The sequence below is a fragment of the Cellulomonas uda genome (assembly GCF_006538705.1).
Taxonomy (GTDB): domain Bacteria; phylum Actinomycetota; class Actinomycetes; order Actinomycetales; family Cellulomonadaceae; genus Cellulomonas; species Cellulomonas uda.
The window spans coordinates 1-910 of record NZ_BJLP01000102.1 but is presented as its reverse complement, the minus strand read 5'-3'; the positions used below and the strand labels follow the sequence as shown (position 1 = coordinate 910).

The window sequence follows — 910 nt, the reverse complement described above, 5'->3', positions numbered from 1 at the left end:
CGGTTCCGGACGAATGGTCGCGAAACCGGCCCCACCTTATCCGTAGGCGCCGGACCCTGCGGATCGGTCAGCCACCTGGTGGGCACTGTTCGCCCGATCGGTTGACCCGGCCGGCTGGTCCGACCGGCTGGTCCGACCGGCTGGTCCGACCGGTGCACGCCGAGACACGGTGCGTGCGTCGGGCGGGTGCCGGTGTCCCGGTCACCCGCCCGACGCAGGTCAGGTCCGACGCAGGGTCACCAGCGGGCGGCGTTGGCCCGCTCGGTGGCCTGGTAGTCGTCGTTCGACGTGGCCACGGCGCGGCCGATCTCGGCCAGCAGCGCCTTCATGTCCGTGATCGCGGCGGTCCACTTGGCGCGCGCGGCCTCGTACGAGCCGGCGGCCTCGCCGGACCAGTTCGCCCGCAGCGGCTGCAGCGAGGAGTCCATGTCGTTCAGACGGGACTCGATGTGCGAGGCGCCGGACTGGATGTCGGCGGCGGCGGTGGACAGGCCACCGAAGTTCACCTTCAGGTCGCTCATGATGATCCCCTCGTTCAGCCCAGGCGCCCGGACAGGCGCGAGAACGTCGACTGCTGCGTCTCGTCCGACGCGGAGTACGTGGACTGCGACGTGAGCAGGTTCTGCTCGAACTCGTCGAGTGCGGCGACGATCTTCGACGCGTCGTCGCGCCAGCGGACCATCAGCTGGTTGAACGCGACCGCGCCCTGACCCTGCCAGTGCGACCCGATCCCGGACAGCTTGCCCTCGAGCGCGGACAGCTCCGAGCGCAGCTCGCTGCGCGTACGCGCGACCACGTCCGCGCCCTGCTTGATCGCACCATCTGCTGCGGAGACCTCAGCGGCCATGACACCTCCCCCATGCCCGACCCCTGAGGGCCGACGCCGGCACGCGACCCGGACGAGCCACGT

The 910-nt window shown here is 70.9% G+C and carries 2 protein-coding genes; both read right to left on the bottom strand.

Annotation, left to right across the window (positions count from 1 at the left end):
- Window positions 1-236: 236 nt before the first annotated feature.
- On the bottom strand, window positions 237-521 hold the full coding sequence (locus tag CUD01_RS16325; protein WP_094182305.1) for a WXG100 family type VII secretion target: 285 nt from the start codon (window positions 519-521) through the stop codon (window positions 237-239).
- A 14-nt stretch (window positions 522-535) separates the two neighbouring features.
- Complete coding sequence (locus CUD01_RS16320; protein WP_094180793.1) at window positions 536-847, bottom strand: WXG100 family type VII secretion target; 312 nt, start codon at window positions 845-847, stop codon at window positions 536-538.
- Window positions 848-910: the final 63 nt, after the last annotated feature.

Excerpts from the sequence above, each read along its gene's own strand:
- CUD01_RS16325 (WP_094182305.1), bottom strand. The coding sequence starts at position 521 with ATGAGCGACCTGAAGGTGAACTTCGGTGGCCTGTCCACCGCCGCCGCC.
- CUD01_RS16320 (WP_094180793.1), bottom strand. The coding sequence starts at position 847 with ATGGCCGCTGAGGTCTCCGCAGCAGATGGTGCGATCAAGCAGGGCGCG.